Raw genomic sequence first — 20,359 nt, 5'->3', positions numbered from 1 at the left:
GTTTCATCCTGACTTCAGGATGCTCTGAAAGCTTCTGACGCTTTCAGACGGGACGTATACGGTCGTCGGCGGCTTTTAGTATAGAAAAAAAGTACAAAAATACTTTGGACGTATGGAGATGGAAAAAAATAAATGCATATCTTTGGCGAGAAAACATCATTGATTTACGCAATTATGGCCAGCAGAGAGAACGATACAGGAGATGCGTTCATCAGAGGAATCAACCGACAGAACATACAGCATTGGAAAGTGATGTATCGTCATTATTATGCGGCCTTGTGTTCTTATGTGTCCAGGATGCTTGACGACATGAGCGACGAGGTGGAAGACCTCGTGCAGGATGTCTTCTTGGCTATCTGGAACAGCAAACGTCAGTTTGTCAGTCAGGACGAGTTGGTCAATTACCTCTATCGGGCCTGCTATAACAATACGCTGATATACATGCGAAACAATCGTATTCACCATACCATCCTGTCGAACATGGAACAGCCTGAGGCTTGGGACGATTCGGACGAACTCTATGCCTTGGCCTTGCAGGAGGAGCTGATCAGGCAACTTCATTTCTATGTCGACCAGTTGCCCGAGAGCCAGTCGCGCATCATCCGTCTGCGGCTGAAGGGACACACTTGGAACGAGATTGCCGACATCATGCACGTGAGCTTGAACACTGTGAAGACACAGAAGCAGCGGAGTTACAAGTTTCTGAGCGAGCATCTGTCGAAAATCTCCTTCGTGCTGTTTTGCATGCTGATGGGTGGTGGAGACAAAATATAAAGTTATAGCAGGAGCACCAACCATCTTATATATATAGCTTATGCGAAACTTGTTGAATGATGCATCCATATTAAAGAAGTATGTGACAGGAGAGGCCAATAGTGAAGAAGAGGAGAAGGCCTACGGGTTACTGCAAGAACCTGAGGTGAGGAAGCGCTTTGAGGAATTGGGACAACCGGAACGGCTTCAAAAAGTGTTCGGTCGTTCTCCCGTTTCGGGCGAACAGGCTTTCGAACGCTTTGCACAGCAGGTCGGCGTACGGCAGTCCGGCGCGTACCGTCGTGTATTCCGCTATGTGGCGGGGGTGGCAGCGGTCGCTGTGCTGGGTGTTGCTTCGTGGGCTTTGTGGCCCGTGCAGTCAGACGTGGAGGGACTTTCCCTTGCAGGGGCGCTTGACCCCGGCCAGTCGAGGGGAACGCTTGTCTTGGCTGACGGCCGTGAAGTGGAAATCGGAAAAGGCAATCCGGGGGATTTGAGCTTGTCGGACGGCGACGTCACCGTGAGCTACGAGGATGGTTGCTTGTCATATCAAGCCGCTGCGCAGTCGGCCCTTGGCCGCCTTGACCGCCAGCAAGTCGAGTCCTACAACCAGTTTGTCATTCCCAGCGGGGCAGAAAACACATTGCTCCTTTCCGACGGCACACGCGTGAGGCTGAATGCCGAGTCGAAGCTCATTTATCCGGAAGTGTTCGTCGGCACGCAACGTGTGGTCTTCCTGGAAGGTGAAGCCTTCTTCGATGTGGTGTCGTACGAGTCGCATCCATTTATCGTGCAGACGCGAATGGGCAACATCGAAGTGCTTGGGACACGTTTCAATGTCAATGTCTATCCTGAGGACACCGTGTGCTACACCACGCTTGTGGAGGGCCGGGTGGCAGTCAATCTGCCTTCAACGGATGACAGGATGTTTCTTGCTCCGGGCCAACAGGCCGTATTCTCGGGGACGCATGCGGAAAAGCGTGAGGTCAATCTGGAAGAATATGTGGGTTGGGTCGATGGAGTCTATACATTCCGAGACAAGAAGCTTCGTGACATCATGCAGACGTTCGAGCGTTGGTACAACATCGACGTGGTGTACGAAGATGCGTCGCTGGCAGACATACCCTATACGGGAAGTGTGAAACGCTATGAGAGTATACTTCCATTCTTGGAAGCCTTGCAGCTGACCACGGATTTGCACTGCCGCATAGAGGGACGGAACGTTTATTTATCGAAAGCTCAATAATACAATAGTTCGTTAATAAATAGCCGGAGCTAAGCGGTTCTGGCAGTAAATAAAACCAGTTCTTTGAAAAGTTTGTCAATAATATGCGGGTCTGGTTTCATACCGGACACGCAAATAAATCGCTCAAGCATATAGGCGTTGTGAATCATGGACTTGCAGGAGGACACCGAGAATGGCATTCCCAGTTCCTTGCAGGCCACCTTCGCAAGGTTGATTGCGGAGAAAGATGCGTTGAAGTGGAACTCCAATCGCCGGAGGTCTCTCGCCTGACAATTGGTCAGCCCTGCAAAGGACTTCGCATCGCGGAAGCAGAACTCCAGCAGGAAACGTACTCTATAGCAGTTGATTACATCTTTAGTACTCATGGAGACATCCGTACTGAAGTATATTTGCCACCTGTCGGTCCTGCCCTCAAGAGGATACCATACTGCTATTTTTACGTAGCCTTTGAGGCTCTTGGAGTAGGCTCTAAGGCCGAAGAGTCTTCCGTTGTCTACGGGGATTTCCTCGCACCGCGAGGTGTCAAGGTTGGCAAAATCCACCTTCCCGTCATACAGTTTCGGGCGACCCCGTTTTCCTGTCGGAGACTCTGTTGTAGGGTAGAACAGCACGGCGTCGTTCCTCAAACGGCTGACGACATTGAACTCCTCCTTTACCAAAGGCCGGACAAATGTTTCCTTGGAGAAGAACGCATCTGCAACAATGGTTTTGGTGATGGGAAGCAGCCTGTCTTTCCTTGAAATCAGTTGCTCCCGATACCAATCAATCAGGTTGTAGTCCATATCCTCAAGTGTTATGGAGTCCGGTGTCTGGAAGGAGCCAAGAGTCATACACTCGTGGTTGTCGACATCCATCAGGCCTATGCCCGTCAGCTCCAGACCCTTCTTGGTCTCTCCTGCAGCCCCTGACCAGAACTTCCTAAACCACGGGGTCTTCTTCCCCGACTTCGGAATGTAGCTCGGGTCAACGGCAAGTGCCAGAAATGAGCCCGTACAGACCTTCTTGGCAAGATGCTGATTGAAGTCAAACCAGTCAAAGTTGCCTTTCGTGAATGTGTTTCGGTATGTTTGTTCGGAGAACTGTCCGTACCGTCCCATCTGAAGGAAATTAATCTTGCCGCTACCGCCAAGAAAGAGGCGGAACCGATGTTGTTGCATTACCATACGCTGATGGATTATCTCGGCTGGATAAGTGTGGGCGAAGTGGTGGCATCGGGCGTATGGACGGCAGGCAGCGTCAGGAATACGGATTATCCGCAGCAAGCCTATCAGTTGGGCAAGAGTTTATAATCCTTTATCAAAAGAAAAATGAAGAATATAATAGCAACAATCGCCCTCGTGCTGACAGGAAGTCTGTCCGCGACGGCACAAACAACAGACACTATGAATAGAATCGAAGTATGCAAGCAGAATTACCACACCCTGTTTGGCGGCGAAGCGCTGACCGGGCAGGGCACAGACCCGGAAATGATGGACATCCTCCAGAAATTCATCTTCGGCGAGGTGTTCCAGACGGGTGAACTGACGTTGAAACAACGTGAAATGATTACCTGCATCACTCTTGCTACGATGCAGACGCTTCCGCAACTGAAAGCTCATGCTGGAGCAGCACTCAATGTCGGTGTCACGCCCGAAGAACTGCGCGAAGTGATGTATCTCACCGCTCCGTTCATCGGCTTCCCCAAGATGCTGAATGCCGTGGCTACGGTAAACGAAGTGTTTAAGGAGCGTGGTATCTCTCTACCGTTGGAAAAGCAAAGCACGGTGACAGAGGAAACACGCCATGAGACGGGCAAAGCCATTCAGGATAAGCAATATCCCGGCGGCGTGTCATCCGTCATGTCTGGTATGCCCGGCGATATGGGCAAGAATGTAGAACAGTTCCTGACCGACTATTTCTTCGGTGAAATCTACAGTCGTGGGGCACTCGACTTGCAGACACGTGAGTTATTGGGGTACTGCGTACTGACCACCTTGGAAGCCGAGAGTCAGCTCCACTCACACTATCACGGCAACATCAATGTGGGCAACTCGCCCGAGACATTGACTGCTGCCGTTATCCAGTGCCTGCCTTACATCGGTTTTCCTGCCGCTATCAAGGCGCTGCGTATCATCAAGGAGGAATATGGGGATTTTTAGTGTGAGTCCATTCTCCCTCAGAACTCCAGTCCGGCTTCCCGGAAGTGGCGTACGAAGAAAAGAACCTGATAATGGATGGCATTTGCCCAATAAGTACCCGTGTGGCCACCGGGACGTACGTAAAAGTCGTGGGCAATGTTCAGTTCGCGCAGGCGGTGGTGTACATTCTGGTTGACCTGGTAGAAGAAGTCACTGTAACCGCAATCGATGATGAGAGCCGTCTGTCTGCCCAGGAAGGCATCAAGGGAATTGTAGACGGTGTAGTTCTCCCAGTTTTGCGGATATTCGGCGGGTGAACCCAGCTGCGTCTGCATCTCCCAGTTGTTGGGGAAGGGGCGGATGTCCAGACCTCCGCTGGTGCTGCCTGCGGCTCCAAACGTTTCGGGATGGCGCAAGGCGTTCCACATGGCTCCGTGGCCGCCCATGCTGAATCCGGTCACGGCACGACCCTCACGGCGGGCATAAGTAGGGTAGTGGGCATCGATGTATGCCGGGAGTTCTTTCGAGACGAACGTTTCGAACTGTACTTCGGGATGCAGCGGACTGTCCCAATACCAGCTGCGGTCGCCGTTGGGACAGACGATGAGCAGGTGGTTGTCATCCGCCATCTGCTTCAAGTCGGTGATGCCCGACCAACTCCGTTCGTCGCCGCCATATCCGTGCAGCAGATAGAGTGTGGGCACCTTGCCGTCTCCATCCGGTACGAAGACCAACACGCGGATGTTCCGCTTCATTTTTTCACTAAACACTTTCAATGTGTCTACCTTGGCAGCCTGGACGGCTGTGCCCAGTCCCAGGAATAACAGTAAAATCCAGCTAAGTTGTTTCATTGTCTTTGTTTTTTCGTGACAAAAGTACGTATAAATGTCCAACTTCCATTAGGAACGGGAGGATTTGTATGCCGGGAGAGGTCCGGAGAACCGGCGTCCGTGTAAAAAGAAACCGGCCTCCACTGCACGAGGCAGCGAAAGACCGGTATTCTTGAAGTTAAACAAATGTTCCTTATTTCACATCAGGCATCGTATTCGTTGGTCTGGAAACGGCGGGTTGCACGCAGCAGGTGGCGCAACGAGCTGACGAGCTCCTGGGTCTCCTGCAGGATGTTCAGGTAAACATAGGAGACGGCAAGATTGTTTTTCACATCCTGCATGCGGTTCATCTGCAACTTGCGGGTGCGTGAAAGCGATTCCTTCAGGCGGTCGCATTCGGCGCGGATTTCATCCACTTCGTTGTACTTGCCTTCAGAGATGACAGTGTGTGTCCGTTTCAGCAGGTATACGAGGGTGTCGCGCAAGGGGATGAACTCTTTCACCAGTTCCATGGGCATGGGCTTGAAGTTGTTGTCCACGTGCTCTTCACATGGCTCACAGATACGGCGCAGGCAGTACATGATCTGCTGACAGCTGTTGCTGCCCAGGTGGAACCAGGTGTTCTTCTCGATGGCGATGTCCTTGTCGATGCGCTGGAGACCCACCATCTCTTTCCGACGCATCTTCTTCAGCGCTCCCTTTTCCGTGCGCAAGGCGCTGTCGGCACGACGCAGGGTACGCAGGTCGTCGTTGACAAAACCGTCGGTAATCTGGGTATAGGTGTCGATGACGAAGGTCAGATAGAGCGACTGGTTGTCGGCGATGTGCTGGCAAAGCAGCGACCAGGTCTCCTTCTTGTCTTTCGAGGCTACAATCTGACGGAAGAGGTCGTCGGAAGTCTCTGCCTTCATCTTCTTGTTGTATTTCTTGTGGCTGTAGACCAGTCGGGCGATGGCGATGGCAATCATGATGACGATGGCAACTGCACCGCCGAAGTACATGATGAGCGTGATGGTGAAGCAGAGCAGGAAGGCGGCACCTGCCGTGATGAACCATCCGCCGATGACTGACAGCACACCGGTGATGCGGAACACGGCGCTCTCACGTCCCCAGGCACGGTCGGCAAGTGACGAACCCATGGCAACCATGAAGGCCACGTAGGTGGTTGACAACGGGAGCTTCAGCGAGGTTCCCACGGCGATGAGCAGACCGGCAAGCACCAGGTTGACCGAAGCGCGCACCATGTCGAAGGCGGCTCCGTTGGCCAGGATAATCTCATCCTGATTGAAACGCTTGCGCACCCAGTTGCGGACGGGCATCGGCGTGATGCTCATCACGCTGTTGAAGGCGTTCATGGTCGTGCGGACGATGGAACGTGCCATGCGTGAAGACCCGAACATCTCGTCGCCGACATCCTGACGTGCCAGGTCAACGGATGTTTTTACCACGTTGTGTGCTTTCTTGGAGGTCATCAGTGAAATGACCATCACGATGCCGGCAGCTGCCAGGAAGTAGACAGGCGTATGTGCCGACTCGTTGAGCGCTCCCATCATGTGCTGGGTCACGTCTCCTCCGCCGGCAGCCATGTAGTCCTGGTAGGAGGAGAATCCTGCCAAAGGCACACCGATGAAGTTCACCAGGTCATTGCCGGCGAACGACATGGCCAGTGCAAAGGTTCCCAGCAGGACCACCACCTTGAAGACATCGACCTTCAGCCAGTGGAGAATCTGCATCAGCACCGTGAAGATAATCAGTCCCCCGACGATGAAGGTCGTGCCGTGACCGTCGATGTAGGCACGCATGTCATCGGTCATGAAGCTCATGTCGCGGATGCCTTTCACCAGCATGAAGTAGCAGATGGCTGTGGCAGCGACACCTCCGAAGAGGCCGATTTTCCATTTGAGGTGTGATTTATAATTAAAGGTAAAGAGGAGACGGGAGAGGAATTGGACGATTGTCCCGAAGAAGAAGGCGATTGCCACAGAAACGAAGATGGCGATGATGACGGAGAGCGCTTTTTCGGTGTTCATCAGGTCAGCGATGCTGAGTCCTGTCGTGTCATGGGCGAGCTTGACGATGGTCAACCCGGAAGTACCTCCCAACAGGGAGAAGACCATGGATACGGTGGTTGAAGTCGGCAGACCGAGGGAGTTGAAGATATCCAGCAGGATAATGTCGGTCACCATGACGGCGAGGAAGATACACATCAGCTCGTCGAAGAAGAACTGCTCCGGCCTGAAAATGCCGTGTCTCGCGATGTCCATCATGCCGCTGCTCATGGTCGCTCCACAGAAGATTCCGATGGCAGCGATAATCATGATGGTCCTGAACTTGGCGGCTTTGGCACCGATGGCGGAGTTGAGGAAGTTGACCGCATCGTTGCTGACTCCCACCCACAGGTCAAAGACAGCCAGCATGAATAGGAAAATGACTAGTCCTAAATAAATTGTTTCCATAAAGATTTTAAGTAGTTATAAGAATCACGCTGCAAAGATATACCATCCCCAGGCAACAAACAATGTTACATATATTACATTCGTGTTACAGTTTTTGTTACATAGGAGGGGGATTTACAATAAGTTCCCGTCAGCTGGGAAATGGAAAAGGACTGACGTTTCCATTCTTTTCGGGGTTTGCCGCTTCCGGTGTGTCAGGCGGACGCCACTTTTCTCCCGATTGACAAAATGTCAAACGAAGGGTCCCATAGTGCCTTTCCTTGCACCGAAATACGAGTTGGTGGATTCCGAGGCCCTTCTCAGGCGATTCGCAAAATACACTTTGCTGCGGATGGACGATGAATGCTATCCTAGTGAGAGGATAGGGGGGCTCCACTTTTCATGACGGATGCCTGACACGCGGAATTCCATGCTTTCTGAAACCTTCCGATTTGTTGACACGGCACACCTTCTGGAGAGTGAAACTCCGAATTTATTACTTCCATTTTCCAAAGATTTGACTTCCGGGCGTGAAACAATAGTGTTTGGGCGATGAAACTAATGTGTTTGACGCGGCAAACAATATTGTTTGGCTCGCGAAACAATATTGTTCCGGGCACGTTTTGTCTGTTTTCCGAAAATGAAATGTATAGTTTTCTAAAATGAAAGGCTGTTTTCGCCTCCAATGTTAATTGGATTTAGCATTTCCGCTCTGGTTTATCGGAATCGCGTCGGATATGAGTTCGCAGGAAAATGCGAATCGGGGTATTTTGTCAAGCAAAAAGGGTTGCGGGCTGTCTTTTTGACGAATGGGCATTCGCCGGGTTCTCTTCCGTCAGAGGAAGCTCATCAGGAGCAGCTGGGCGATGATGACCCGCAGGAACATGCAGAAGGGGTAGACCGTGGCGTAGGACACGGCAGGGTTGTCGCCGGGGATGGTGTCATTGGCATAGTTGAGCGCCATGGGGTTTGCCATGCTTCCGCAGAGCATGCCTGCCACGGAACCGAAGTCCAGTTTCCACAGTTTGAAGGCGGCAAATGCCATGAGCATGACCGGGACAAACGTCAGGATAAAGCCGATACCCACCCACAGGAGTCCTTCCGGGCGGAAGACCGTCTCGAAGAAGTGGGCTCCGGCATCCAGCCCCAGACATGCCAGGTAGATGGTAAGTCCCAGTGCGCGCAGCATCAGGTTGGCACTGTGAGTGGTGTAGGTGACCATGTGGATGCGTGGTCCGAAGGTGCCGATGAGGATGCCCACCACGATGGGTCCGCCTGCCAGCCCCAGCTTGACGGGCAGTTCGATGCCGGGGACACTGATGGGGATGGAACCCAGGAGCAGACCCAGCGTGATGCCGATGAAAATGGACACGAGGTTGGGCTCATTCAGGCTTTTTACGGCATTGCCGAGTACCTTCTCGACGTTGTGGACGGCAGGAGCTTCCCCGACGACCGTCAGGCGGTCACCCAGTTGCAACACCAGTTCCGGGGTGGCAAGCAGCTGGATGCCGGAACGGTAAATGCGGGTGATGTTGATGCCGAAGGCATTGCGCAGGCGGAGTGACCCAAGCTTTTTGCCGTTGATTTCAGGGCGGGTCACGATGATGCGTTTCGACACCATCTTGCTGTCGATGGCGTCCCAGTCGATGTCCTCCTTGTTCCAGTCGGTGTTCTCTTGTTCACCGAAGAGGATGGTCAGCCCCAGCGCATCCTTGTCGGAAGTGATGACCAGCAGACGGTCGCCTTCCTCCAGTCGGGTGTCGAAGGTCGGGATGCACACGTTGCCGTTGCGCCACAGGCGGGAGATGACAAACTTGTGGTTGGTATGTTGGGCGATTTCTTTCAGGTTCTTGCCGTAGATGCCGGGGTTGTGCACCTGATAAGCGGCGATGTAGGTATGGTTGTGGTCCTCCTTCTCCTGTACGTTGAGGTCCTGCTGACGGACGAAGAGCTTGCGGAACAGGATGAGGGCGAAGATGACGCCGACCACTCCGAGCGGATAAGTCACGGCACAGCCCAAGGCTGCCCCGCTGCTGTCCATTCCCATCTGTTTGAGAGCCTGCTGGGCGGCACCGAGGGCAGGAGTGTTGGTTGTTGCCCCACACAAGAGTCCCACCATGTCGGGCAGGTTGACCGGTGTGCAATAGCAGAGCCCCAGTGCCATCACCGTGCCGACCAGCACGACGCCGGTAGCCATCATGTTCAGCCGCAGTCCGCCGGTACGGAAGGAGCTGAAGAAGCCGGGACCGACCTGCAGCCCCAGTGCATAGACGAACAGCACCAGCCCGAAGCTCTCCGCATAGTTGAGCATCTGGGAGTCGATGGATATGCCGAGATGTCCTGCCAGGATACCCATGAAAAATACGAAAGTGACACCGAGTGATACGCCGAGAACACGGATCCGCCCTAGTGCGAGTCCAATGGCAGAGATGAGTGAGATGATGATGACGGCTTGCAGCGCCGAATGTTCCAATATCGTAGTGCTAATCCATTCCATGCTTACAGGAGCAATCTAGTTTACTTTGTTTGGGGCTGCAAAGATAGTATTTATTTCGCATGCATAGGGCATGAAACGGGAGAAAGGTGGTAAGGGAAGTGCCTGTTTCCTTCCTTTTTGACAGATAAAGCCGCCTGGAATCCTGACGTATTGTCAGTATTCTGTCATTTGCCGGGTGGGAGTGGCGGAGGACGTCTATTACCTTATTTATATAGAGGCGGGCTGCTCTTTTTTGACCGACGGACGGGTTTTGGCACGCGGTTTGCTTTATAGTATGCGAAGCGTTGCTTCGAGAATACTAACACGAATAATAATAAATAAAAAAAGATACAATTATGGGAAAGATTATTGGTATTGACTTAGGAACTACAAACTCATGTGTTGCCGTGTTTGAAGGCAACGAACCTGTAGTAATCGCCAACAGCGAAGGCAAGCGTACGACTCCTTCAGTCGTAGGTTTTGTTGACGGTGGCGAACGTAAAATCGGTGACCCTGCCAAACGTCAGGCTATCACAAACCCGACCCGTACGGTTTACTCCATCAAGCGTTTCATGGGTGAGACCTACGATCAGGTAGCTACGGAAATCTCGCGTGTACCCTACAAGGTCGTGAGAGGCGACAACAACACGCCGCGTGTCGACATCGACGGCCGTCTGTATACTCCGCAGGAAATCTCTGCAATGATTCTGCAGAAGATGAAGAAGACCGCTGAAGATTACCTGGGTCAGGAAGTGACCGAGGCTGTCATCACGGTTCCGGCATACTTCTCCGATTCACAACGTCAGGCAACCAAGGAAGCCGGTCAGATTGCCGGTCTGGATGTGAAACGTATCGTGAACGAGCCGACAGCAGCCGCTTTGGCATACGGTGTCGACAAGGCAAACAAGGATATGAAGATTGCAGTCTTCGACTTGGGTGGTGGTACGTTTGATATTTCCATCCTTGACTTTGGCGGCGGTGTGTTCGAAGTGAAATCGACCAACGGTAATACTCACCTGGGAGGTGATGACTTCGACCAGGTAATCATTGACTGGTTGGTTCAGGAGTTCAAGAACGACGAAGGTGCCGACCTGACTCAGGACCCGATGGCGATGCAACGTCTGAAGGAGGCTGCCGAGAAAGCGAAGATTGAGTTGTCTTCTTCTACGACGACGGAAATCAACCTGCCGTACATCATGCCGGTAGGTGGTGTGCCCAAGCACTTGGTGAAGACTTTGAGCCGTGCCAAGTTTGAGGCTCTGGCACATAACCTGATCCAGGCTTGTCTGGAACCCTGTAAGAAGGCCATCAGCGATGCCGGTCTGAGCACTTCGGACATTGACGAAGTAATCCTGGTAGGTGGTTCTTCTCGTATCCCTGCCGTACAGAAGTTGGTTGAGGACTTCTTTGGCAAAGTTCCTTCGAAGGGTGTGAACCCGGATGAGGTTGTTGCCATCGGTGCTGCTATCCAGGGTGCCGTGTTGACCAATGAAATCAAGGATGTGGTCTTGCTGGATGTCACTCCGTTGACTTTGGGTATCGAGACCATGGGTGGTGTGATGACCAAGTTGATTGATGCGAACACGACTATCCCGTGCAAGAAGAGTGAAATCTTCTCTACGGCAGCAGATAACCAGACTGAGGTGACCATCCATGTCCTCCAGGGTGAGCGTCCGATGGCTGCACAGAACAAGTCTATCGGTCAGTTTAACCTGACGGGTATTGCTCCGGCACGTCGTGGTGTACCTCAGATTGAGGTGACCTTTGATATCGATGCCAACGGTATCTTGAAGGTATCTGCCAAGGATAAGGCAACGGGTAAGGAGCAGGCAATCCGTATTGAGGCTTCTTCCGGTTTGAGCAAAGATGAAATCGAGCGTATGAAGGCTGAGGCTGAAGCAAACGCTGAGGCTGACAAGAAAGAGCGTGAGAAGGTGGATAAGCTCAATCAGGCTGACAGCATGATTTTCACAACCGAGAATCAGCTGAAGGACTTGGGCGATAAGTTGCCTGCCGACAAGAAGGCTCCGATTGAAGCTGCTCTTCAGAAGCTGAAAGATGCTCACAAGGCTCAGGACGTAGCTGCCTGTGATGCTGCCATGAGCGAGTTGAACACTGCATTCCAGGCTGCCAGCGCTGAGATGTATGCTCAGAGTGGTGCCCAGGGTGGCGCTCAAGGTGCCCAGAACTCCGGTTCTGCCAATGCCGGTCAAGGTGGCAAGAATGACGAGAACGTGCAGGATGCAGACTTTGAAGAAGTGAAATAAGTAACGTAATGAATAATGAAAATGAGGCATGATTGCAAAATTGTGCCTCATTTTTTTTAGGCTCGCCGATATGAATCTAACGGACTGGCAGAAAAAACTAAGGATTTTCCATACCTTTGTATTTGTGATAATTAATAACCAAAGGAATCGTGGCGAAGAATTTTGAAATACGGAACAGCACGGCAGAATTCCTTACCTTCCTTGCCGAAGGTAGGGAGGGCGGCATACAAGTATTGTATAAGGACGAAACCATTTGGGCTACCCAAAAGGCAATGGCTGAATTGTTTGGCGTTGACAGAACGGTCATCACCAAGCATCTGAAAAATATCTTTGATAGTTCTGAGTTACAGCAAAATTCAGTATGTGCAAAATTTGCACATACTGCCGAGGATGGGAAAACGTACAATACTACGTTCTACAATCTCGATGCCATCATCTCCGTAGGCTACCGTGTCAATTCCGTTCGTGCCACGCAATTTCGTCAATGGTGTACTTACGTGCTTCGCCAGTTTGCCATCAGAGGATATGTCATTGACAAAAAGCGAATGGAGAATGGTTCGTTTATCGGGGAAGATTATTTTGAGCATCTGCTCGCTGAAATTCGCGAGATACGTTTGAGTGAACGGCGGTTCTATCAAAAACTTACCGATATCTATGCCACGGCCATAGACTACAACAAAAGCGCACCTACCACACGGCTGTTTTACAAAAAGGTACAGAACAAAATGCACTATGCTGTGCATAGGCATACGGCAGCGGAACTGATTGTTGAACGTGCGAATGCACAGAAGGAACACATGGGACTGACCACATGGGAGAATGCTCCAGACGGGAAAATCGTAAAGCCGGACGTGAGCATAGCCAAGAATTATCTGAAACAAACTGAACTGGAAGATATGGGGCGGCTCGTCAACGCTGTGCTCGACATGGCGGAACGTATGGCGAAACGACATATTCCGCTGACAATGGAAGATTGGGCGAAGCGTATAGACCTGATTCTTGAAGCCGGAGGTGATGCTGTGTTGGACAATGCCGGACACATTACGGCTGAATTTGCCAAGCAATTCGCCGAAGCCGAATTTGAAAAGTATCGCGTTATTCAGGATAAGAACTTTTCTTCCGACTTCGACCGGTTTATCGGTGATACTCCTTTGCCACTTGATTTTGTGCCGGAGGACGAGTGAAAATCCCAATCATAAGGAAAACGCAACGGCTTTCAGGGAAAACCTCCACGATGCTATTTCAGGTTATCACTGAGCTGTGGTTGCTTATGGATGCTTATTTTCGGGTTTACACTATATTTGCAACACGTTTACGCAAGTTGCTCATACAGAGATGCCGTTGATTTTGAGGAAGTGAAGTGATTCCGATAAGTAAAGACATACTAAATTGTAAGAAAAAAGAAGGTGTGTCAAAAAGCGCACCTTCTTTTTTTTTAGTACGCTCGGCATGAGTGTTGTCTAACGGGTGCAAGTCCCGAGTAAGCCCTAATAGCGGGAATTACATAGCCCCAGGCAAGGGTGTTCATCGCGAGGTGAAATCTGAAGGAAGCCGTCGGCAAACATCTGGCCTAACGAACAGAAACTTCATACAAGGCATATGACCGTGGGTAAGATTGCTAAACAAATCGAAGCCCTATAGCTATTCGGAACGGTCGGTGTAGATGAAGTAGGTATAAGATGGAAAGACAACGCCCTTATCCGAGGAGGTCTCACGGACACTTCGAATAGTTTTTTTTTTTTACGAAAGAAGTGGAGTAAAGCTTGTCGTGAGAAGTCAGCAGACGCCATAGTAGTGCAGCTGTCGATAGAGTTGCATGAAGGGCAGAACCTAACAATTAAACGATAGTAATTGAAACATACCATATGAAGGACAGAATGCAGAAAACATTATCACGTTTTAATGGCTGCCCTCAAAGGAATAGGTCGGAAACCGAAAGATATGGGGGAGTGCAGACCTTTATGTGGATGTGTGAAGACAACATCGTGGAAGTACCATTCGACAAGGAACACCTTTTCGAGCAAATTCTCAGTCCGTCAAATCTCAACAGAGCCTACAAAACAGTGGTGAGAAACAAGGGATGTGGTGGTATCGACAAGATGTCGTGCGAGCAATTGCTCCCATGGCTCCTGACCAATAGGGAAATGCTCCTTAGTTCCTTGATGGACGGCTCTTACCGTCCGAACCCGGTAAGAAGGGTAGAAATCCCCAAAGACAATGGCAAGATGCGCCTTTTAGGTATCCCCACCGTGATAGACCGATTGGTGCAACAAGCCATAAACCAAGTGTTGACTCCCATCTATGAGAACCAATTCTCCAAGACAAGCTACGGCTTCCGTCCGAGAAGAGGATGCCATGACGCACTACGTGAAGCGCAGAGGATAATCAATGAAGGCTACGTATATGTTGTAGACCTTGACCTTGAACTCTTCTTCGACACGGTGTGCCACAGCAAGCTCATAGAAATCCTCAGCCGTACCATAAAAGACGGCAGAGTGGTCAGTCTTATACATAAGTATCTCCGTAGCGGTGTAATGAATAAAGGCTTGTTTGAAGCGAGCGAGGAAGGAACTCCCCAAGGAGGTCCGCTAAGTCCCTTGTTGAGCAACATTATGCTCAATGAACTGGACAAAGAGCTGGAACTCAGAGGCCTCCCTTTTGTGCGCTATGCGGATGACTCGATGATATTCTGCAGGTCCCGAAGGGCAGCAATGCGAGTGAAGGAGAGCATAACCCGATTTATAGAGAACAATCTATATCTCAAAGTCAACCAGGAGAAGACCGTAGTGTCGTATGTGCGCGGAGTGAAATATCTCGGCTATTCCTTTAATGTAATGAAAGGTAAATGCCAACTTACGGTACACCCGACATCCAAAGCCAAGATGAAGTCAAGACTAAAAGAACTGACAAGTCGCAGCAATGGATGGGGATATTCCAAGAGAAAGCAAAAGCTCAAAGAATACATAAGAGGATGGGTCGGCTATTATCATCTTGCCAATATGAAACGTCTTCTACTTACCACTGACGAATGGTTAAGGCGTAGAATACGTATGTGTATATGGAAAGCATGGAAGAAAGTCAAGACAAAAGTGGCAAACCTCATTAGATGCGGTATCGATAAGTACAAGGCATATGAATGGGGTAATACTCGCAAGGGCTGCTGGCGCATAGCAGACAGCCACATAATGCACAGGGCAATCACAAATGAGAACTTGCGCAAAGCAGGGTATGCTACTTTAATGGGTGAATATCTCGAATGGTACCCAAAATAGGAACCGCCGTATGCGGAACCGCATGTACGGTGGTGTGAGAGGACGGAAAACGAAAGTAGGAAGAAAACTACGTCGTTTTCCTCCTACTCGATTGCACAAAGCCCCGACTTTCACAAGCCGAGGCTTTGCTATTACCTAAAGATTTTGTATCTTTAAGCATTATAACAATAATAATCTTATGACAAAGATACATTTTCGTCCTTACATTCCCAACCAAACAGTGCTGTTTCCTCAAAGAATCGATGAGGATATTGCAAAGAACGATCCGGTACGCATGGTTGACGCTCTTGTTGAGAGCCTGAATCTGGAAGGTTTCAGGAAGTTATATAAGGAATGCGGCCGTAGCCCTTACCATCCCCGAATGATGCTCAAGGTTATCCTGTACGCCTATATGAACAACATCTACTCCTGCCGCAAGATAGAAAAACTCCTCCACCGCGACATCCATTATATATGGCTGGCCGGGTACGAGAAACCGGACTTCATTACCATCAACCGCTTCCGCAACCGTGTGAAGAAGGAAATCAACGAAGTGTTCACCCAAATCGTCCTTCTGCTTTCCGCCAAAGGGTTCATCAGCCTGAACGTGGAATATATTGACGGAACGAAGATTGAATCCAAGGCCAACAAGTATACTTTCGTGTGGAAAAAGACCGTCGAGCGGAACCGTGAACGCCTGATGAAGAAAATCCATGTCCTGTTGGGTCAGATAGACGATGCCATCGCCCAGGAGAAATCATCGGAAAACAATGAGGAAGTTGAGTTTACCCCAGCCATGCTGACCGAAATGGCGGGCGAACTGCGCAATGCGCTTGAACAGGTTCCCGAGCCTTCCACAAAAGAGGAGAAGGCCGCACAAAGAAAGAAACGCAGGCAGCTGAAAGAACTGGAAGCGCACAGGGACAAGCTGCAGGAATACGACAATCATCTGGACACGCTGCAGGAGCGCAACTCCTATTCCAAGACGGACAAGGATGCCACTTTCATGAGGATGAAGGAGGATGCCATGCGTAACGGACAGACCAAACCCGGTTACAACCTTCAGATTGCCACCGAGAACCAGTTCATTACCGATTTTGCACTTTTTCCCAACCCTACGGACACGCTGACCATGATACCTTTCCTGCAATCCTTCTCAAACAGATACGACAGGCTGGCCCATACCGTAGTGGCTGATTCGGGCTACGGCTCCGAGGAAAATTACCGCTTCATGGCAGAAAACGGCATGGAAGCTTACGTCAAATACAATTACTTCCACATGGAGCAACGGCCGAGATTCAGACCCGACCCGTTCAAGGCTGAAAACTTCTACTACAATGAAGAACATGACTATTGCGTATGCCCCATGGGACAAAAGATGCGGAGGATAGGAAACAGACATGTGAAAACCGCATCCGGATATGTGAGCGAAAGTGCCAGATACAGGGCCGTCAGGTGCGAAGGCTGCCCGCTAAGGTGTCTATGTTTTAAAGCAAAAGGGGACAGGACGATAGAACTGAACCACAGGCTCAGGAAATACAAGCAAAAAGCCAAAGAGTTGCTCTGCTCCGAGGAAGGGCTGAAACACAGGGGACGAAGATGCATAGAACCGGAAGCCGTGTTCGGGCAGATAAAATATAATATGAACTACAAACGTTTCCGTCATTTTGGAAAGGACAAGGTCTTTATGGACTTCTCCTTCCTTGCCATTGCCTTCAATATAAAAAAGTTATGTGCAAGGATGAGAAAAGAAGGCATAGACTGGCTGATTAAACTGTTTTGTGAGCTTACAGCCGCTTTCTTCAGATGCAGGGAACACATAAATCAAAGAAATCTTCAAAATATCGCTGCTTGAAGATATCAAACTTTTCTTTTGTAATTGACGAAAAAAAGAAGGTGCATCGCTCATTGCGACACACCCTCTTTTTGCGTTTATGGGGGGCGTGGTTCCAATATTGATTCGGGCATCCGCCTTAGCCCACAGATGATGTATCGTTCGGTCATGAAGCTGACAAAGCGGGCTAGCTGTGGTTTGGTTAGGTTTTCCTATGTTGCGGGGCAGCCGTTCGCCTTCTTAAACATGGAAAGAATCTGCATGTATTTCGGGTATTTCGCCGCAAATGCCTCTTTTAATGTCGTTGTTGTCATGGTTCATTGTTTTTTTGTCGTTATTGTCTTTGTCTTTTCCCGGTTCATCAGGGAAGTTGATGTCGCATTTTTGCGTAGACACTATTATCATTGCGGCGATAATGACAATAATTGCGCCGATAATAGTTGGACGCCATTCTGTCTTGTCTGTGGCAAGGATGAAAAGTAAGATTATCCAGAGTATACATCCGATAGGCATAATATTTAAATTTAAAGTTCGTTTGACAAGTGTTTTGATAATCACAAATATAGTAGTTCGGGCTGTCCTCTTACATATAACGCGACCTGTTTTTATATTTAGATTATATTCTTTTTTGGCAAACTGAAATAGGTATAGGATTTGCATAAGCTGAGCCCTGAGCCGCTTCATACAGCGAGACGGAAGTCTAAACCGTTTTGACCGTGTAGCGTGTAGGGGGCGAACCGGATGCGTGTTGGACCGGGCGTTTGTTGGACCGGGCGACCAGACCGGTCGCCCCTACATCGCCGACCATATCGCCCCCGACCAGGTGGAAGCCTGGGCCGCCGCGATGCTGGAGGGCACGGAGCAGGATGCAGGAGTAAAAAAAAGAAAGCCTGACCATAGCCGGGTTGTTGGGATACGCGCTGGGCTGTGTCGGGATGCGGTTGGATGACTTTGAGCGGATGACCCCCGACGAGTTCAGCGCGGTCTGTGAGGCGCATGCCAAGACCCGGGAGGCAGACAGCCGCGAGTCGTGGGAACAGACGCGGGCACTGGCGTACACGCTGAGCGGTCCGTACATGAAGCACAAGACCACGGTGCAGCGGTTCTGGCCGTTGCCCTGGGATGAGAAGAAGGAAAAGCGGGGTGCTGACCGGGTAGTGATGAGCCGAGAGGAGCAGAAGCGACGCTTCGAGGAACTGGCTAAACGGGGTTAGTGTTTCGCTTTGCCGTTTTGCTTCTGCAAGCGGCGCTGCTCCCTGGCACGTTTCTTTTCCGCCCAACGTTCCTCAATCTCTTTGACCTCCCAGTCTTCTTTGAGGTGACGGGGGTCTATGGTGACAAGGAAGCAACCTATTAGGAAAAATAGCCACCCCCACAAGAATACATACGGATTCGAGCTAAAAAGGAGGGCAAGGAAAGATACAACAGACAGAAAGTATCCAATTTCAATAGTTCTCATGGGGCTAAAGGTTTTGGTTTGTCGCAAACATAAGAAATAAAAATCAGAAAAGCAATGTCTAAAGACGTAAAATTTAATATCAAGCTTTCCATCGACGGGAAAGAACGGCTGCGCGACTCCCTGCTGAAGTTCAACGGGCTGGTGACGATGTTCCGTTTTTAAGAGCCTGAAATTTGCAATAGATTTGCACCAGATTTAGGAGCAGTAGAAAATCAGTGGGGATTAGTTTTCCAATATCCAGAGGAATTCCGACCTTTGCCTTATGGAAAAGAATCAATTGGAAGTGCTTGCGCGTATCGTGCTGCCTTCAGAAATACTGGATCATTTTGAGATAGCAGGTGTGCAACAGAGTCGGACAGAGATTCATATTTATCTCGACGAGTTAATGAATGCGGGATTGTCATCAGATGCCAATTTTGCATCCAAAGGCTTCATGGAGGCTGTGAATGTAACCGATTTCCCGATACGCGACCATAAGGTCATACTGGTCATACGCCGTCGCAGGTGGACCGACCTGCGTACAGGCAAGAGTTTCAGCCTTCCAATCAGCCTTGACATAGCCTGCAAAGGAACCCGTTACTCCAAGGAGTTCGGGGCTTTTTTAAAAGAAACGTATGGAGACATCCCCTGTGACCTGCCGTACGCTTGAAACATTCTACCACATAAATGCACATACCTTTGAGAAACAGTACAAGGAAACGCTAAGCGGCTTCCACGACTGGGACCAGCTAGACCATGCCGATTCATGGCTGTTGTTTCCCGAAAACATAGGCCGGCATCTTGCCATAGACGAGTCTTCCCTGTCCAATGGGGAGCTGTATACGTTTGTCACCAACCGTGACCGGCATACAGGTGAAGGAAGTCTGGTGGCGGTCGTTTCCGGCACGAAATCGGAAGACGTGATACAGGTGCTGAAGTTGATAGACGAGGAAGAACGCATGAAAGTGGAGGAAGTGACCCTTGACCTTTCCGATTCAATGCGCAAGATTGTTTCTGTCGCATTTCCGAAGGCTCAAAGAGTGATTGACCGTTTCCACATCCAGAAACTGGCTTGTGATGCCGTGCAGGAAATCCGTGTGGCGCACCGTTGGGACGCCTTGCAGCAAAGCAATGAAGAAATGGAAGAGTGCAAACAAACCGGCAAGCCCTATGTGCCGTTCCGCTTTTCCAATGGAGACACGCGTCCGGAATTGCTCATCAGAAGCCGTTACCTTCTGTTCAAATCAGCAGACAAATGGACGGAAAGACAAAAGGAAAGGGCTAAAATCCTCTTCGAGGAGTATCCTGACATCAAAATGGCTTATGGTCTGTCCCACTCATTAAGAATGATATTCTCAAAGAACACCATCAAAGATGCAGCGCGGTTGAGCATGGCCAAATGGTACAACAAAGTCGATGATTCAAGAATGAAGCAGTTCAATGTCATTGCCTCGACATTCTATGAGCATTATGACGAAATCCTGAACTTCTACAACAAACGCTCATCAAATGCGGCAGCCGAATCATTCAACGCCAAAATCAAACTTTTCAGGGCGAATCTGCATGGAGTCGTAGACAAAAAATTCTTCCTCTTCAGAATCGCAAAGCTGTATGGTTATCCCCACTGATTTTCTACTGCTCCGGCTTTTAGGTACTTTTATTGTGCAAATTTTGTGCAAATTCTGTACTGTTGTGCAAATCGGGGAGCAGTA

The 20,359-nt window shown here is 50.1% G+C and carries 17 protein-coding genes; 11 read left to right on the top strand and 6 right to left on the bottom strand.

The features are described from left to right. Nucleotides 1-174: 174 nt before the first annotated feature. Together C8275_RS11250 and C8275_RS11245 are read left to right on the top strand one after the other, a co-directional pair. Entirely contained in the window at nt 175-774 is a 600-nt protein-coding gene (locus C8275_RS11250; protein WP_106485162.1) for a sigma-70 family RNA polymerase sigma factor, read from the top strand. Nucleotides 775-814: 40 nt separating this feature from the next. Then, nucleotides 815-1,999 carry a FecR family protein gene (locus C8275_RS11245; protein ID WP_106485161.1) on the top strand — a complete coding sequence of 395 codons (1,185 nt, stop codon included), beginning with the start codon at nt 815-817 and terminating at the stop codon, nt 1,997-1,999. Between the two features lie 29 nt (nt 2,000-2,028). On the opposite strand, the gene C8275_RS11240 is transcribed toward C8275_RS11245, so the two are convergent. Continuing rightward, on the bottom strand, nt 2,029-3,096 hold the full coding sequence (locus C8275_RS11240) for a transposase (RefSeq protein ID WP_157948260.1): 1,068 nt from the start codon (nt 3,094-3,096) through the stop codon (nt 2,029-2,031). A gap of 48 nt (nt 3,097-3,144) precedes the next feature. On the opposite strand from C8275_RS11240, the gene C8275_RS14660 reads away from it, so the two are divergent. Both C8275_RS14660 and C8275_RS11235 read left to right on the top strand, forming a co-directional pair. After that, nucleotides 3,145-3,288: a hypothetical protein gene (locus C8275_RS14660; protein WP_157948259.1), complete on the top strand. Its 144-nt coding sequence runs from the start codon at nt 3,145-3,147 to the stop codon at nt 3,286-3,288. A 93-nt stretch (nt 3,289-3,381) separates the two neighbouring features. Next, entirely contained in the window at nt 3,382-4,137 is a 756-nt protein-coding gene (locus tag C8275_RS11235; RefSeq protein WP_234395753.1) for a carboxymuconolactone decarboxylase family protein, read from the top strand. A gap of 17 nt (nt 4,138-4,154) precedes the next feature. Here C8275_RS11235 and C8275_RS11230 read toward each other — a convergent pair whose 3' ends face one another. The 3 genes from C8275_RS11230 to C8275_RS11220 form a co-directional block, all read right to left on the bottom strand. Beyond that, nucleotides 4,155-4,967 carry an alpha/beta hydrolase family protein gene (locus C8275_RS11230; protein WP_106485159.1) on the bottom strand — a complete coding sequence of 271 codons (813 nt, stop codon included), beginning with the start codon at nt 4,965-4,967 and terminating at the stop codon, nt 4,155-4,157. 182 nt (nt 4,968-5,149) lie between these two features. After that, entirely contained in the window at nt 5,150-7,402 is a 2,253-nt protein-coding gene (locus C8275_RS11225; protein WP_106485158.1) for an inorganic phosphate transporter, read from the bottom strand. 814 nt (nt 7,403-8,216) lie between these two features. Continuing rightward, on the bottom strand, nt 8,217-9,878 hold the full coding sequence (locus C8275_RS11220) for a putative transporter (RefSeq protein ID WP_106485157.1): 1,662 nt from the start codon (nt 9,876-9,878) through the stop codon (nt 8,217-8,219). Nucleotides 9,879-10,213: 335 nt separating this feature from the next. On the opposite strand from C8275_RS11220, the gene dnaK reads away from it, so the two are divergent. The 4 genes from dnaK (at nt 10,214) to C8275_RS11200 (ending at nt 17,230) form a co-directional block, all read left to right on the top strand. Further along, entirely contained in the window at nt 10,214-12,124 is a 1,911-nt protein-coding gene (gene dnaK / locus C8275_RS11215; RefSeq protein ID WP_022384611.1) for a molecular chaperone DnaK, read from the top strand. Between the two features lie 149 nt (nt 12,125-12,273). Beyond that, nucleotides 12,274-13,308, top strand: a complete 1,035-nt coding sequence (locus C8275_RS11210; protein WP_106485156.1) for a virulence RhuM family protein — start codon at nt 12,274-12,276, stop codon at nt 13,306-13,308. A 681-nt stretch (nt 13,309-13,989) separates the two neighbouring features. Further along, nucleotides 13,990-15,396 carry a group II intron reverse transcriptase/maturase gene (ltrA, locus tag C8275_RS11205; RefSeq protein WP_106484112.1) on the top strand — a complete coding sequence of 469 codons (1,407 nt, stop codon included), beginning with the start codon at nt 13,990-13,992 and terminating at the stop codon, nt 15,394-15,396. Nucleotides 15,397-15,574: 178 nt separating this feature from the next. Next, nucleotides 15,575-17,230 carry an IS1182 family transposase gene (locus C8275_RS11200; protein WP_106485155.1) on the top strand — a complete coding sequence of 552 codons (1,656 nt, stop codon included), beginning with the start codon at nt 15,575-15,577 and terminating at the stop codon, nt 17,228-17,230. 219 nt (nt 17,231-17,449) lie between these two features. Here the strand turns inward: C8275_RS11200 and C8275_RS11195 are convergent, their stop codons facing one another. After that, on the bottom strand, nt 17,450-17,767 hold the full coding sequence (locus C8275_RS11195; protein WP_157948258.1) for a hypothetical protein: 318 nt from the start codon (nt 17,765-17,767) through the stop codon (nt 17,450-17,452). Nucleotides 17,768-18,114: 347 nt separating this feature from the next. Here C8275_RS11195 and C8275_RS11190 point away from each other — a divergent pair, with 347 nt between their 5' ends. After that, nucleotides 18,115-18,423, top strand: a complete 309-nt coding sequence (locus C8275_RS11190; protein ID WP_157948257.1) for a hypothetical protein — start codon at nt 18,115-18,117, stop codon at nt 18,421-18,423. Here C8275_RS11190 and C8275_RS11185 read toward each other — a convergent pair. Beyond that, a complete protein-coding gene (locus C8275_RS11185; protein ID WP_106485152.1) occupies nt 18,420-18,668 on the bottom strand; it encodes a hypothetical protein in 249 nt (82 codons plus the stop codon). The two genes, C8275_RS11190 and C8275_RS11185, sit on opposite strands and share 4 nt — an antisense overlap. A gap of 262 nt (nt 18,669-18,930) precedes the next feature. Here C8275_RS11185 and C8275_RS11180 point away from each other — a divergent pair, with 262 nt between their 5' ends. Together C8275_RS11180 and C8275_RS11175 are read left to right on the top strand one after the other, a co-directional pair. Beyond that, nucleotides 18,931-19,317: a hypothetical protein gene (locus tag C8275_RS11180; protein ID WP_106484096.1), complete on the top strand. Its 387-nt coding sequence runs from the start codon at nt 18,931-18,933 to the stop codon at nt 19,315-19,317. Beyond that, on the top strand, nt 19,283-20,275 hold the full coding sequence (locus C8275_RS11175) for a transposase (protein ID WP_199881879.1): 993 nt from the start codon (nt 19,283-19,285) through the stop codon (nt 20,273-20,275). Before C8275_RS11180 ends, C8275_RS11175 begins: the two co-directional genes overlap by 35 nt. Nucleotides 20,276-20,359 lie beyond the last annotated feature (84 nt).

This window comes from Bacteroides sp. Marseille-P3684, assembly GCF_900291465.1.
Taxonomy (GTDB): Bacteria; Bacteroidota; Bacteroidia; order Bacteroidales; family Bacteroidaceae; genus Phocaeicola_A.
The sequence above is the reverse complement of the archived record's forward strand: the minus strand, read 5'-3'. Positions and strand labels throughout refer to the sequence as shown.

Excerpts from the sequence above, each read along its gene's own strand:
- C8275_RS11175 (WP_199881879.1), top strand. The coding sequence starts at position 19,283 with ATGGAGACATCCCCTGTGACCTGCCGTACGCTTGAAACATTCTACCAC.
- C8275_RS11240 (WP_157948260.1), bottom strand. The coding sequence starts at position 3,096 with ATGGGACGGTACGGACAGTTCTCCGAACAAACATACCGAAACACATTC.
- C8275_RS11235 (WP_234395753.1), top strand. The coding sequence starts at position 3,382 with ATGAATAGAATCGAAGTATGCAAGCAGAATTACCACACCCTGTTTGGC.
- C8275_RS11185 (WP_106485152.1), bottom strand. The coding sequence starts at position 18,668 with ATGAGAACTATTGAAATTGGATACTTTCTGTCTGTTGTATCTTTCCTT.
- C8275_RS11225 (WP_106485158.1), bottom strand. The coding sequence starts at position 7,402 with ATGGAAACAATTTATTTAGGACTAGTCATTTTCCTATTCATGCTGGCT.
- C8275_RS11250 (WP_106485162.1), top strand. The coding sequence starts at position 175 with ATGGCCAGCAGAGAGAACGATACAGGAGATGCGTTCATCAGAGGAATC.
- C8275_RS11230 (WP_106485159.1), bottom strand. The coding sequence starts at position 4,967 with ATGAAACAACTTAGCTGGATTTTACTGTTATTCCTGGGACTGGGCACA.
- C8275_RS14660 (WP_157948259.1), top strand. The coding sequence starts at position 3,145 with ATGTTGTTGCATTACCATACGCTGATGGATTATCTCGGCTGGATAAGT.
- dnaK (WP_022384611.1), top strand. The coding sequence starts at position 10,214 with ATGGGAAAGATTATTGGTATTGACTTAGGAACTACAAACTCATGTGTT.
- C8275_RS11220 (WP_106485157.1), bottom strand. The coding sequence starts at position 9,878 with ATGGAATGGATTAGCACTACGATATTGGAACATTCGGCGCTGCAAGCC.
- C8275_RS11180 (WP_106484096.1), top strand. The coding sequence starts at position 18,931 with ATGGAAAAGAATCAATTGGAAGTGCTTGCGCGTATCGTGCTGCCTTCA.
- ltrA (WP_106484112.1), top strand. The coding sequence starts at position 13,990 with ATGAAGGACAGAATGCAGAAAACATTATCACGTTTTAATGGCTGCCCT.
- C8275_RS11200 (WP_106485155.1), top strand. The coding sequence starts at position 15,575 with ATGACAAAGATACATTTTCGTCCTTACATTCCCAACCAAACAGTGCTG.
- C8275_RS11245 (WP_106485161.1), top strand. The coding sequence starts at position 815 with ATGCGAAACTTGTTGAATGATGCATCCATATTAAAGAAGTATGTGACA.